Here is a 12,864-nt window from a genome sequence, read left to right as displayed (position 1 = left end):
CGCCCTACGCGGTCGCGGCCGCCCTGAACGTGCCCCGCACCCGGATCGAGCGCATTGCGCGCGAGGAAAAGCCCGTCACGGCGGACACTGCGCTGCGGCTCGGCAAGTTCTTCAAGACGGGCGCTGCATTCTGGATGAACATGCAGGCACGCTTCGACCTCGAAACCGCCGAAGACGTGCTCGCACCAGAGATCAAGAAGATCGCGTCTTACGAGGCGGTATGAGAGCGATTCAGTCGCGGGTACTGGATATCTGGTGAATACCCGAAGCTTAAGAGTTTGGGGTACTGTCAACGTCGTTCCCACGGCGCCGTTCGCCGAACTCGACTTGCGAGGAGTTCGCGGGGTTGACGGTGCCGATCGGGAACAATGATCAGGCGGCGGCGGAACACCATGCCAGTACGTATCGAAGACATGACCGAAGCCTTCGAGTTCGCCAACACCAACGGCGACATGGGGGAATTTCACGCCTACGTCTGCAAGCAGACCGGGAAGATCCATTTTCAAACCGATTTCCCGGACACAGCGGAGTTGTACGACGAACTGCCGGACGACATCGACGACGAGGAGAAATACGTCGCGCTCCCGGACAAGCGCGAACTCGGCCTCGGCAAGCCGCTGGTGCTCGACTTCGCTCGCGAGTTCCTGCCCGACGATTTCGACGACGTCCGCGATGCCTTCAGCAGGCGGGGCGCCTATCCGAAATTCAAGGCCCTGCTCGTCAGACGAGGTGCGATCGATCGCTGGCATGCTTTCGAAGCGAAAGCCACGGAGCAGGCATTGCGCGACTGGTGTGCGCTGCATTCAATCGAAATTTCCGGCTGATTTGGCGCGCCACTCGGAACAACATCGCGAACTCATACACAATTGAAATTGCTTCTAATTCTGCCCGACCCAATGGTTCGGCGGCCTCGGCACCGAGTTCGGTCTCTCGCACTGCCGCAGGGAATTTCGGCACGTCTCACAACAGCGTGCGCCTTTCGCTCCGGGATCGTAGTATTGTCGTCGGAAGTTGCCGAAGCACGAGACCGAGGATTTCGCGTATCCGCTCGATCGCGGCGCTAGGCGAGATGCACTCCAGAACCAGAATCAGGCTGATGATCGCGACTGCGGTCGGACGGCGCGGCAAATGGAGGACATGATGGCGTGGCGTGACGACAAGGCCCGGGCAACCCTGATCCGCGATGCCGCGGGCAGCGTGCCGCCGGGCAAGAGCCCGCGGGCCTTTGCCGAGCCCTTGTTCGGCTACAGCAATATCGAGGATCTCGACAATTACGATGCCGCCTCCCTCGCCCTCCTGGCGGAGCACGCCTGGGAGCATGTGCAGCGGCGCACGTCGGGCAGCGCCGATATCCGCGTGGTCAATCCGACGTTGCCGAACGGGCGCGAGATTTCCGTGCTCGAGATTCTCAACGACAACATGCCTTTCCTGTACGACTCCACGATGGCGGAGCTCGCCGAGCAGGGCATCGAAGTCAGCCTCGTCGCCCACCCGATCATCGCCGTGGAGCGCGATGCCGAGGGCAAGCTGCTGCGGTTCTACGGCGAAGCGCTGCCGGAGGGAGCACGAGGCACGCGCGAAAGCCTGATTCACCTCCACATCACGCGCCTGGACGCCGACGCCGATCGCCAGAAGCTGATCGACGGCCTAACCAGGGCTTTGAACAACGTCCGCGCCTGCGTCACCGACTGGCGCGCCATGCGTGACCGCGTCGAGGAAGCGATCAAGACGTTCTCTTCCAATCCGCCGCCGCTGCCGATCGACGAGGTCGCCGAAGCCACCCAGTTCCTGCAATGGCTCTGCGCGGACAATTTCACCTTCCTCGGCGTGCGCGAATATCGCTTCTCGCCCGACAGCGATGCGTCCGACGACATCACGACCCGCGAAGGCCTCGGTATCCTGCGCGATCCCGACGTGAAGGTGCTGCGGCGCGGCAACGAAATGGTGGTGATGACACCGGAAATTCGCGAGTTCATGCACGAGCCGACGCTGCTGATCGTCATCAAGGCCAACGTCTCGAGCCTCGTCCATCGTCGCATCCGGATGGATTATGTGGGCATCAAGCTCTACGCACCCGACGGCCGGCTCGAGGGCGAATTGCGCGTCGTCGGCYTGTTCACCTCAGGCGCCTATACCCGCTCGGTGCGGCAGATCCCCTATGTGCGCCACAAGGTTTCGCGGGTGCAGCAGCGCGCCGGCTTCGACCCGAACGGCCATTCGGGCAAGGCGCTCATGCATATCCTCGAAGATTATCCGCGTGACGAGCTGTTCCAGATCGACGTCGACACGCTCTACAATTTCGTCATCGAGGTCCTGATCCTCTACGAGCGCCCGCGGGTCCGGGCGCTGGCGCGGGTCGACAAGTTCGATCGCTTCGTCTCCATCCTCACTTTCATTCCGCGCGACAAATACGACACCGACGTCCGCACGCGCGTCGGAGCCTTCCTGTCGCAGGTCTACAAGGGGACCCTGTCGGCTTCCTACGTCTCGTTCCCCGAAGGCGCGCTTGCGCGCGTCCACTTCATCATCGGGCGCTATGAAGGCAAGACGCCCGCCGTCGAGCGCGCCACGCTCGAAGCCGGGATCAGCGCCATTGCCGCGACCTGGACCGACAAGCTGAAGGCCGCGCTCACCGCGTCGACCGACGGCATGCGGGCGCGCATGATCGCCAACCGCTATGCCCAGGCCTTCAGCGGCGGCTATACCGAGGTTTTCACGGCGGAGCAGGCCATCGCCGATATCGCCACCATCGAAAGGCTGACGCCGGCCCGCCCGGTGACGATTTCGGTGCACCGCGACAAGGGCGAGGACGATCCCAGGCGCTTCGGCCTGAAGGTGTTCTCCGACGCCGCACCGCTGTCGCTGTCCTATCGCGTGCCGGTGATCGAAAATCACGGGCTGCGCGTGGTCAACGAACGCACCTATCAGATCGTGCCCGGCAACAGGCCGGAGCCGGTCTGGCTCCACGACATGACGATCGAGACCAGCGACGGCCAGCCGATCGAGATCAATCCGGAATTCAGCCATCGCCTGCAAGCCTCGATCATGGCGGTGGTCACGGATCGCGCCGAATCCGACGGATACAACGCCCTGATCCTGCGCACCGCCCTGGGCTGGCGCGAAGTCTCGACCATCCGGGCGCTGTCGCGCTATTTGCACCAGATCCGCGCTCCGTTCACCCAGGATTACATGTGGGAGACCTTGCGCAAGAACGCCGCGATCACGGCCAGCCTGGTCGCGCTGTTCCAGACCCGCCGCGATCCGCGCCTCGTGCTGACCGACCGCGAGCGCTCGGCGCGCGAGACGGCCCTGCTTGGCGAGATCGAGGAACAGCTCCAATCCGTCGCCTCGCTCGATGAAGATCGCATCCTGCGCCGCTTCACCAATCTGGTGCAGGCAACCATCCGCACCAATCTGTGGCAGATCGGCGACGACGGGCATCCGCGTCCGGTGATCTCCTTCAAGTTCGACGCACGGCGGATCGACGATTTGCCGGCGCCGCGGCCGCTTTACGAGATCTTCGTCTATTCGCCGCGTGTCGAAGGCATTCACCTGCGCTTCGGCAAGGTCGCGCGCGGCGGCCTGCGCTGGTCCGACCGGCCGCAGGATTTCCGCACCGAGATCCTGGGCCTGGTGAAGGCGCAGCAGGTCAAGAACGCCGTGATCGTGCCGGTCGGCGCCAAGGGCGGCTTCGTGCCCAAGCGCCTGCCGCCGCCGTCCAATCGCGACGCCTGGCTCGCCGAAGGCACCGAGGCCTATCGTATCTTCGTCCGCTCGCTGCTCGAGCTCACCGATAATCTTGACGGCGACGCCGTCGTGCCGCCCGATTCCACCGTGCGCGACGACGGCGACGATCCCTACCTGGTCGTCGCCGCCGACAAGGGCACCGCCACCTTCTCCGACATCGCCAACGCGATCTCGGCCGAGAAGGGCCATTGGCTCGGCGACGCCTTCGCCTCCGGCGGCAGCCAGGGCTACGACCACAAGAAGATGGGGATCACGGCGCGCGGCGCCTGGGAGGCGGTCAAGCGCCACTTCCGCGAGCTCGGCACCGACATTCAGACCATGCCGTTCACCGCGGTCGGCGTCGGCGACATGTCCGGCGACGTCTTCGGCAACGGCATGCTGCTCTCGCCTGCGACAAAGCTGGTGGCGGCTTTCGATCACCGCGACATCTTCATCGATCCCTCCCCCGATCCGGCCGTCAGCTTCGCCGAGCGCAAGCGTCTGTTCGACCTGCCGCGGTCGAGCTGGCAGGACTACAGCAAGTCGCTGATCTCGCAGGGCGGCGGCGTGTTCTCGCGCCAGCTCAAGGCGATCCCGCTCGCACCGGAAGTGCGCAGCCTGCTCGATCTCGACAAGCCGCAGGCGACCCCGTTCGAGGTGATGACGGCGATCCTGAAAGCGCGCACGGATCTGTTGTGGTTTGGCGGCATCGGCACCTACATCCGCGCATCGGGCGAGAGCGACGATCAGGCTGGCGACCGCGCCAACGATCCGATCCGCATCGCAGGCGCCGAGGTTCGCGCCAGGGTGATCGGCGAAGGCGCCAATCTCGGCGTCACCCAGCGCGGCCGCATCGAAGCGGCGCAGAAGGGCGTCAGGCTCAACACCGACGCCATCGACAACTCGGCCGGCGTGAACACGTCCGACGTCGAGGTCAATATCAAGATCGCGCTGGCACGCCCCGAACGCGAGGGACGCCTCAGTTCGGCCGACCGCAACAGCCTGCTTGCCGCAATGACCGACGAGGTCGGCGCGCTGGTGCTGCGCAACAACTATCTCCAGACGCTGGCGCTCTCGCTCGCCGAACGCAAGGGCGTGGCGGAGACCGGCTTCCTCACCCGCCTGATGCAATCGCTCGAACGGCGCGGCCTGCTCAGCCGCGCGGTGGAATTCCTGCCTGACGACGCGGCGCTCGCCGAGCGCACGCGGCGCGGCCAGTCCCTCGCACGGCCCGAGCTTGCCGTGCTGCTCGCCTACGCCAAGCTGACCCTCTACGAGGACCTGCTCGCCACCAGCGTGCCCGATGATCCCTATCTGGCCCGCGAGCTATCGCAGTACTTTCCGCACGAGATCCAGGACAGATTCCCGACCGCGGTCGAATTCCATCGCCTGCGGCGCGAGATCATCGCGACCAGCCTCGCCAATGCGGTGATCAACCGCGGCGGCCCGGCCTGTGTCGTGCGCCTGATCGACGAGACCGACGCCGATATCCCGACCATCGTCATGGCCTATGTGGCGGTCGACGAGTGCTACGGACTGAAGTGGCTCAATGACGCGATCGATGCGCTCGATACCTGCATCGACGGCCAGGTGCAGCTGTCCCTCTACGCTTCCGTGCAGGACCTGCTGCTCTCGCGCATGGTCTGGTACGTGCGCAATGTCGATTTCAGGGACGGGCTGGAGGCCGTCGTCGCGCGCTTCGGCCCGGCGATCCGCCAGATCGTGGCCGGGCTCGACACCACCCTGCCGCAGGATTTGCAGGCCGTGCGCAGCAAGCGGCGGCAGGAGCTGACCGACGCCGGCGTTCCGTCCGGCCTTGCCGGCGAGCTCGCCGATCTCGACGCCCTGGTCTCGGCCCCCGATATCGTGACGGTTGCCGAGCGCACCAGCCGCCCGATCGGCGATGCCGCCGCGACCTTCTACGCTGCGGAAGCCAATTTCCGGCTCGACCGCATCGTCGCAGCCGCGCGCAGCGTGCCGGCAAACGATTATTTCGAACGTATCGCGATCGATCGCGCCGTAGAGCAGATCGCCAGCGCCGAAAGAAGACTGGCCGCGGACATGCTGGCAACCGGCCAGTCCGGCCAGCAGGCCGTCGAGACCTGGCTCGCGGCCCATCCCGAAGCGACGCGCATCCGCCGCTCGGTCGAGGAGATTGCCGCCAGCGGCCTGACGCTCGCCAAGCTGACGGTGGCGGCGAACCTGCTGGGGGATTTGGTCAAAGCCTGAGGCGTGCGAGGCAGCGAAGCCGGGGAACGGAGGAAGCCAATGATCCACGCGACTTGCCATACCGCCGATAATGTCCGCTGCATCGAGTTCGATGCCACGCCCTGGTTCAGCGACGCCGACGCTCCGCGCATTGTCGATTTGGCCCAACGCGGATGGGTCAGCACGGCGATTGCAGATTCCCTCGAGCGCCGGCGGGGATACGAACGCCTGCACGACCTCGTCGAGTATGCGGCGAAGCGACTGCAGCCGGAATCCCTGGAAGACCCGGCCTGGGAAACTTTCGAATGCATCGTCGATGGCCCCGACGCCGTGGCCTGGCTCGAGAAGAACCGGCCCGACATCGTGGCAAGGATCCGGTAAGCCAGGGGACGCGCAACCGGCGCCAAAGGAGCCGCGGCGCTAATGGCCCGTGGAGTTCCGGTTCATGTCCTCCAGGATTTCGCGCATCGCGTCGAACTGCGTGCCAAAGCCTTTCCAGTCGCCGGACTTCAATCGTTCAACGGCCTGATTGTAGCGGTCGAGCGCCTCCCGCGTCTGACTTGCCGACGGGGGCGTGACAGGCATTTCCTCCTTCGTGCTCGAGACCGGCCGCACCGCGCCAGGCTCGATGAACAGCGCCGACAAGGCCTCGTCGAGCGTCTCCTTCATCACCACATGCTCGCCGTAGGCCGCGATCACGCGTTTCAGCTCCGGCAGGTGTCCCTGCTCCGCCCGCAGATAGAGCGGCGTCACATAGAGGATCGAGTTCTCGATCGGGATCACCAGCAGGTTCGCGCCGCGTATCACCCGCGAGCCCATCTGATTCCACAGCGTGATCTGTTGCGATATCTCGGTACTCTGATTGATCCGCGCCTCGATCTGGAACGGCCCGTAGACCAGCTTCTCCTTGGGAAACTCGTAGACAATCAGCTTGCCGTAGTCGGGCGCGTCGCAACGCGCGGCGAGCCAGGCGATCATATTGTCGCGGCGGCTCGGCACCATGGGAAGCATGAGGAAGAACTCGGCCTGCGGCTCGCCGGGCAGCCGCATGATGATGTAATACGGGGCCATCGTTGCAACGCCGCCGCCGCCCGGCCGGCGCGGGAATTGCCAGAGATCCTCGCGGTTGTAGAAAACGTCGGCGGCCTCCATGTGATAGGTCTGGTAGAGCTGCGCCTGAATCAGGAACAGGTCCTCCGGATAGCGAATATGCCTCTGCAGATCCGCCGGCATGGTCGAGAATGGCTTGAACAGGTTCGGAAAGATGCGCCTGTAGGTCGCTGCAATCGGATCGCCGGTGTCCATCAGATAAAAGTCGACGGTGCCGTTATAGGCATCGATGATGACCTTCACCGAATTGCGGATGTAGTTGATATCCAGGTCCTGGACCGGCTGCGCGGAGGGGAAGTAGGAACTCACCGTGTAGGCGTCCTGCATCCAGAACATCCGCCCATTGCTGATGACCAGATAAGGATCGTGATCGAGCCTGAGGAACGGGGCGATCGTTCGCACCCTCTCGCCGATATTGCGCCGGATCATGATCCGGCTGTCGGCCGTGACGTAGCTTGAGAGCAGCAGGTTCGGGTCGTTGAAGTAGTAGGCGAACAGGCCCCTCCACACCATCGCTCCGATCGGAACGCCGCCCGTACCGTCATAGGCGGCGTAGACATTGTCTTTTCCCTTCGGATAGTCGAACTCCGGCGTGCTCCCCTTGACGATGACGTAGTCGTCGCTCCGTTCGCCGTAGTAGATGCGCGGCTCGTGGATCTTGGGGCCGCCATCCGAAACCGGCGGGATATCCCGCAAATAGAGCAGCGGCAGCCCCTCGGTGCTTTTGCGCGTCACCGGGCTCATCACCGCGCCATTGCCGTGCGTAAACAGCACGTGGCGGTTGACCCATGTCTGGGCATTCGGCGGCAGCAATGAGGGCCACAATTCGCGGGCCGAGAGCATGACGCTTTGGTAGGAGCCATCGAGCCAGTAGCGATCGACGTCAAGATCATGGAATTTGTAGTAGGTGCGGATCTCCTGCAGCTGTGCGTAGGTGTCCGACAAGGGCAGCCAGTCCCACAGCCTGATATTGTCGATTGTCGCCTTGTTGGCGTCGAGCGTCTTGAAGCTGAGCTTCTGTTCGGCGGCAAACGGCTTGGCTGCGATCTGATCGAGATTGTATGCCTGCCGGGTGAGCGCGATGTTGCGTTCGATGTAGGGCTTCTCCAGCTCCAACTCGCTTGGTTTGACGAAGAACTGCCGGAATAGCCCGGGGACGACGGCGGACAGTGTGAACGTGCCGACGCCAACGAGCACGATCGCCACGGCCGGAAGCCGGTAGGCGCGAACCCGGATGTTCGCCCAGGCGGCCAGCGCCGCGATGATCGAAAGTCCGATCATCAGCCACAACGCCGGCAGCCCCACATGCACGTCGGTGTAACTTGCGCCGACGACGACGCCGTTATCGCCGTAGAGCAGCAGATAGCGGTCGAGACCATAGGACCAGGCTTGTACCGCGAAGAGAACACCAAGCAGAGCGGAGCCATGAGCGATCGCTGTCGGCGATATTGATCGGCGGTGCATGTCGTATTCGATGTCGCCGTGCACCCAGTAGATCGCCGCGGCGAAAAGCGCGCTCAGAACGAGCGCGAGAATCATCCAGTTCTTGATGAGGATGTAGGCGGGCAGCGAGAAGAGATAGAAGCCGATGTCCTTGTTGTAGAGCGGATCATCTGCGCCATATGGCACCTGATAGACGAAGCGCAGGAAGACGCCCCAGTTGCCGACTTCGGCGGCGGCGACCAGCAGGGCGAGCAAAGCCGCCCCGCCTGCGATCAACCGGGGCCACGGCAGTCGATCGCGGAGATGCGCGAGCAGATCCGGCGGCGCGGTGCCTGCGAAGTCCCACACCGAAGCGGCGACAAGCTGTGTCGACCGCCGTCGGGCAAAGCGTAGCGCGCACCATCCGTTCAGGCAAAGCATGACGGCGGTTCCGGTCCAGACCGCAAGAAAGACGGCGGTCTTGGCGCCGATTGTTGTCCAGAAGACCTGGAGATAACCGATCGAGGAAAACCACAGCCAGTCGACCAGGAGGTCGCTCGCGAGCCAGAGCAGGATCAGGCAAATCACAATGACGACGGCCGCAATGATGAGCCCGACCACGGCACTTTGCCTTGGCACCTTCCGTTCGGGTCCGGTAATCCCGATCGTCATGGCTCGATCATAGCGGAAATGAGGGACGCCCGCCCGCCCGATTTCGCGGTCGGGACAGCGCCTCGGGGACGCGGGTGCCCGAACCTGCGTCGCCGGGATCGCGCAACAGCGCAAAGTGGCGAGGTCCGAGTGGCGCAGCCGGCGCGAGAAGTGCATTGCGGCGCCCGCCTCCTCTCCCGTCAACAGCACTCGTATCCCGGCGGTCTCGGGTCTATAATCAGATAGCCGCCCATCGTATGGCGAGAGACTGCAGGGAAGACGACCTCACGGTGGATGGTTTGCAATCTGCATCGGAGGTGATGTCATGGCCATTGCTCCCACGCTCCAGAAATACCTAGCCGCTGAAAACATCCAATACGAGGTGATCCCGCACGAACTCAGCATGACGTCCACGCGCACGGCTGAGATATGCCACATCTCGGGCGATCGCCTCGCCAAGGGCATCGTGTTGCGGCGCGACGGTGAATACGTGCTGGCGGTCTTGCCCGCATCGCATCACCTCCGCCTGTCGGAACTGAGAACGGAACTCGGTGACAATGTCCACATGGCTGACGAAACCGAAATCGATCGGCTGTTCCACGACTGCGTACACGGCGCCGTTCCCGCCGTCGGCAAATGCTACGGGCTGAATATCATCGTCGACGACAGCATCCAGACACAGCCGGATATCTATATGGAAGCCGGCGATCACGAGACGCTGCTCCATATGGGTCACGTGCAGTTTGCGCGCTTGACGGCCAACGCACCGCGCGGGCGCTTTAGCGTGCACAACTGAGGATTTGCGCTCCGCCCATGGCCTTTGCGAGCTTGGGCGGGGAACCCCGGCCGCGAAGTGGCGGTTGAATTGTTCAGGAGGGCGGCAGCGTTGGCGCTTGTCTGCTCGAATCACCGGGGAATGATGCTTGCCCCTGCGATCTCGTGCCCGATCGGTTGCAGAGTTCAGAAATTGAGGGTGCTGCTTGCATTGCATCAACGCACTTGAACCCCAGGAACGGAAAACCCAGAACGGAGGCTCGCCATGAAAGTCAAAGACGTGATGCACAAGGGTGTCGACTGGGTCAGCCCCGACACGCCTCTCACCGAGCTCGCCAAATTGATGCGGGCGCATGACATCGGCTGCATTCCGGTTGGCGAGGACGACAAGCTGGTCGGGATGGTGACCGACCGCGATATCGTCTGCAAAGGGCTCGCAAGCCACGGCTTCGACGCCGCCCGCGCGACGGCGCGCGATGTGATGACCGAGGGCATCCATTGCTGCCGGGAGGACGATGACCTCGCAAAGGCGATGCATCATATGGAGAAGCTGCAGGTCCGCAGGCTGCCCGTGATCAACAAGAGCAAGCGGATGATCGGCATCATCAGCCTGGGTGACCTCAGCCGTTCCGCGCCAGATGATATGCTGACCGAGACCGTCAGGAGTGTTTCGGCGCATCACTGAGATGCGGCCGGGAAATACGGCCAGAGCTCCTCTCGCGATCGCCGCCCGACCCGACGTTGAGCTGAGCCCGAGCCATGCGTTTAACAGGGAACCATCGCGGCGCGAAAGCGGCGGCCCGACGCGGTCCACTTTGTGCCGGTGTGAACGCAAGGCGATGTGGGCGCGCGTCGATTTGCCGGCGCTGTCCGGCGTTTCAGGTCCCCCAGATCGACCGACCGCGAGGTGGCAGATCGACCTGCGTGAAGGGGCAAACTCCGCCGATGCGGTGCGCGATCGACGTCTTAGCGTCCTTGAAGGGCGTGCTTGAGTGAATTGATGACCAATTCGGAGACGATCAGACCGATGCTCTCGGCATCGCGCCGGCTGGGCGTGTCCCCTTTTCAATTTGTCGGGTCACCTGCGTCCGAACAGTCCGCCCACTACGCCGCCAATCAATCCACCTGGACCGCCATCGCTGCGGTGATGGTGAGCACCACCCCCACCGTGACGACGGACCAGACGTCCTTCATCGGATTTGTCACTGCTGCTGGAGCTGGCGTGCGCCGCTGAGACTGACTCGGTCAGTAGCGCCTGATGCTGTTGCGTGTTGAGAAAGCCAGTCTTGGGATAGCCGCGTGCCGCCTGCCAGCGCGTAATGACAGACCGGGTCGACTCGTCGAACCGTCCGTTGACCTTGGTGTCGAAGCCGAGACGAGTCAGCCGGCGCTGCACGTCTCGACGCCTTCCCTTGTCGAGGCCTACCTGATCTTCGGTTTCCTGAGTTGCCTCCTGGGCAAAGGTCGCCGGATCGACGGATGCCAACAGTTCGCGGTCGGTCGTGCTGGGACCGGCTTGGGCAACATTTGCACCGACGAAAACTCCCAAGACTGACAATGCGATGATGAAGACACGCAATGGCTTGTTCTTCCCTGATCCTAGAGCCTCTCAGTGATTTCGACTTTGAGAGTTGATGTCGGGCAACTGTTATCCGGGTCACTTGTTCCTTATCACGCGTCGAATGTTACACCGCATGACACTGAGACTGCCCAACAAGAGAGGGCAGATGCGCGCCCGACCGTCCGAATTGGGTTGCCGGCTCAACCGGGGTGAGACTACCGTCAAGAACGGTCCTGACGCCCTTGAGATGGGATATCTGTTTATGCTGCGATTGGCGGCGTCATCGTCTGCTACGGTCGAGCGAAGCTCACCGACAATCGTCGCGCGATGGTTCGTCTTAAAGGCGGGGCTATTCGCACCGGAGAACAAGAACCTCGCGGCTGGCCGACCCTGAAGGGGCCGTTTCTTTGCGCATATCTGGCCACACGCAAAAGCCGCCAAGGTCTCCCTCGACGGCTGGTGCCGTTGCGTTTGCGTACAGGTACTGCGTCGAGCGGCGCTCGAACGCAGCCCGTGCTCGCTCTTATTGGACGCACGCGACCTTCAATGAGGGCCGGTGGGTGCGTTGCCAGTGTGCCGGGCCAACGATCCCCGATCCTTATGAGATGTGACTGGCGGCGATGCTCTTCAAGCGAGCACTACTGTCCCATTCGATGAAATGGCAAAGCGCGTTTTCAATTGCCCGACACCCCTCTCGCCGAGCTTGCCAAATTGATGCGAGCGCATGACGTCGGCTGCATTCCGGTTGGCGAGGACGACAAGCTGGTCGGGATGGTGACCAACCGCGACATCGTCTGCAAAGGGCTCGCGAGAGCAAGCGGATGGTTGGCATCATCAGCCTGGGTGACGTCAACCGTTCCGCGTCAGGCGATGTGCTGACCGAGACCGTCAGGAGTGTTTCGGCGCATCACTGAGACGATGCGGGCGCACGTCGATTTGCCATGGCATCCGGCGGTTCCGGTCGCCCAGCCGGCCGACCGCGAATTGGCCGATCGACGGGCGCAAAGCAGCACCCCCCACCGAGGCGGTGCGTGGAAAGCGCTGCACCGGGATCCAGGCGACGGGGTCGTCTAACCCGTCAAGACGACGCCGGTCGCGCCATCCTGGCATTTCCGAGCAACACGGCTTCAAAGCCTTGCGCATCACCGCTGACATTCACCTGCTCGAAGTAGTCGTACCAACCCGACGCGGCGATCTGCCGCTCAAATTCGCGCTGAAACTCGACGTTCGGCACACGATAGACGCAAAAGAAATCGTGCGGAGCACGGCGATCGGTGTCGGGAGAGTTCATGCCATAGGCAACGACGTCGACGCCGGCGGACGTCAGGCCTTTGACCGCTTCGACTATTTTCTTCGCGAAATCGGTTCTCTCGCTTTCCGGACATTTGGCCCAGGCGGGACGATAGTTATAG

The 12,864-nt window shown here is 63.2% G+C and carries 9 protein-coding genes and 1 pseudogene; 7 read left to right on the top strand and 3 right to left on the bottom strand.

What is annotated here, in order from left to right:
• The 4 genes from ACXJL8_RS18140 to ACXJL8_RS18125 form a co-directional block, all read left to right on the top strand.
• On the top strand, window positions 1–224 hold a 224-nt coding region (locus tag ACXJL8_RS18140; protein WP_456685351.1), incomplete at its 5' end, for a HigA family addiction module antitoxin.
• Between the two features lie 189 nt (window positions 225–413).
• Complete coding sequence (locus ACXJL8_RS18135) at window positions 414–824, top strand: hypothetical protein (protein ID WP_456685350.1); 411 nt, start codon at window positions 414–416, stop codon at window positions 822–824.
• Between the two features lie 304 nt (window positions 825–1,128).
• Window positions 1,129–5,955, top strand: a complete 4,827-nt coding sequence (locus ACXJL8_RS18130) for an NAD-glutamate dehydrogenase (RefSeq protein ID WP_456622048.1) — start codon at window positions 1,129–1,131, stop codon at window positions 5,953–5,955.
• Window positions 5,956–5,994: 39 nt separating this feature from the next.
• A complete protein-coding gene (locus tag ACXJL8_RS18125; RefSeq protein ID WP_456622047.1) occupies window positions 5,995–6,315 on the top strand; it encodes a hypothetical protein in 321 nt (106 codons plus the stop codon).
• A gap of 39 nt (window positions 6,316–6,354) precedes the next feature.
• On the opposite strand, the gene ACXJL8_RS18120 is transcribed toward ACXJL8_RS18125, so the two are convergent.
• Complete coding sequence (locus ACXJL8_RS18120; RefSeq protein WP_456622046.1) at window positions 6,355–9,138, bottom strand: UPF0182 family membrane protein; 2,784 nt, start codon at window positions 9,136–9,138, stop codon at window positions 6,355–6,357.
• Window positions 9,139–9,442: 304 nt separating this feature from the next.
• On the opposite strand from ACXJL8_RS18120, the gene ACXJL8_RS18115 reads away from it, so the two are divergent.
• Together ACXJL8_RS18115 and ACXJL8_RS18110 are read left to right on the top strand one after the other, a co-directional pair.
• The gene (locus tag ACXJL8_RS18115; protein ID WP_456622045.1) at window positions 9,443–9,913 is read left to right on the top strand and encodes an aminoacyl-tRNA deacylase; all 471 of its coding nucleotides are present in this window, start codon (window positions 9,443–9,445) and stop codon (window positions 9,911–9,913) included.
• Between the two features lie 243 nt (window positions 9,914–10,156).
• On the top strand, window positions 10,157–10,576 hold the full coding sequence (locus ACXJL8_RS18110; RefSeq protein WP_456622044.1) for a CBS domain-containing protein: 420 nt from the start codon (window positions 10,157–10,159) through the stop codon (window positions 10,574–10,576).
• 393 nt (window positions 10,577–10,969) lie between these two features.
• On the opposite strand, the gene ACXJL8_RS18105 is transcribed toward ACXJL8_RS18110, so the two are convergent.
• On the bottom strand, window positions 10,970–11,470 hold the full coding sequence (locus tag ACXJL8_RS18105) for a peptidoglycan-binding domain-containing protein (RefSeq protein ID WP_456622043.1): 501 nt from the start codon (window positions 11,468–11,470) through the stop codon (window positions 10,970–10,972).
• Window positions 11,471–12,130: 660 nt separating this feature from the next.
• On the opposite strand from ACXJL8_RS18105, the pseudogene ACXJL8_RS18100 reads away from it, so the two are divergent.
• A pseudogene (locus tag ACXJL8_RS18100) lies at window positions 12,131–12,366 on the top strand (CBS domain-containing protein).
• A gap of 164 nt (window positions 12,367–12,530) precedes the next feature.
• On the opposite strand, the gene ACXJL8_RS18095 reads toward ACXJL8_RS18100, so the two are convergent.
• Window positions 12,531–12,864 (bottom strand): DUF6616 family protein (locus tag ACXJL8_RS18095; RefSeq protein WP_456685349.1); only part of this gene is annotated, 334 nt, incomplete at its 5' end.

Source organism: Bradyrhizobium sp. P5_C11_2 (assembly GCF_054049755.1).
The sequence above is the reverse complement of the archived record's forward strand: the minus strand, read 5'-3'. Positions and strand labels throughout refer to the sequence as shown.

What these genes read in the sequence shown, in the direction of transcription:
- ACXJL8_RS18135 (WP_456685350.1), top strand. Translation starts at nt 414, where the DNA reads ATGACCGAAGCCTTCGAGTTCGCCAACACCAACGGCGACATGGGGGAA.
- ACXJL8_RS18125 (WP_456622047.1), top strand. Translation starts at nt 5,995, where the DNA reads ATGATCCACGCGACTTGCCATACCGCCGATAATGTCCGCTGCATCGAG.
- ACXJL8_RS18120 (WP_456622046.1), bottom strand. Translation starts at nt 9,138, where the DNA reads ATGACGATCGGGATTACCGGACCCGAACGGAAGGTGCCAAGGCAAAGT.
- ACXJL8_RS18115 (WP_456622045.1), top strand. Translation starts at nt 9,443, where the DNA reads ATGGCCATTGCTCCCACGCTCCAGAAATACCTAGCCGCTGAAAACATC.
- ACXJL8_RS18110 (WP_456622044.1), top strand. Translation starts at nt 10,157, where the DNA reads ATGAAAGTCAAAGACGTGATGCACAAGGGTGTCGACTGGGTCAGCCCC.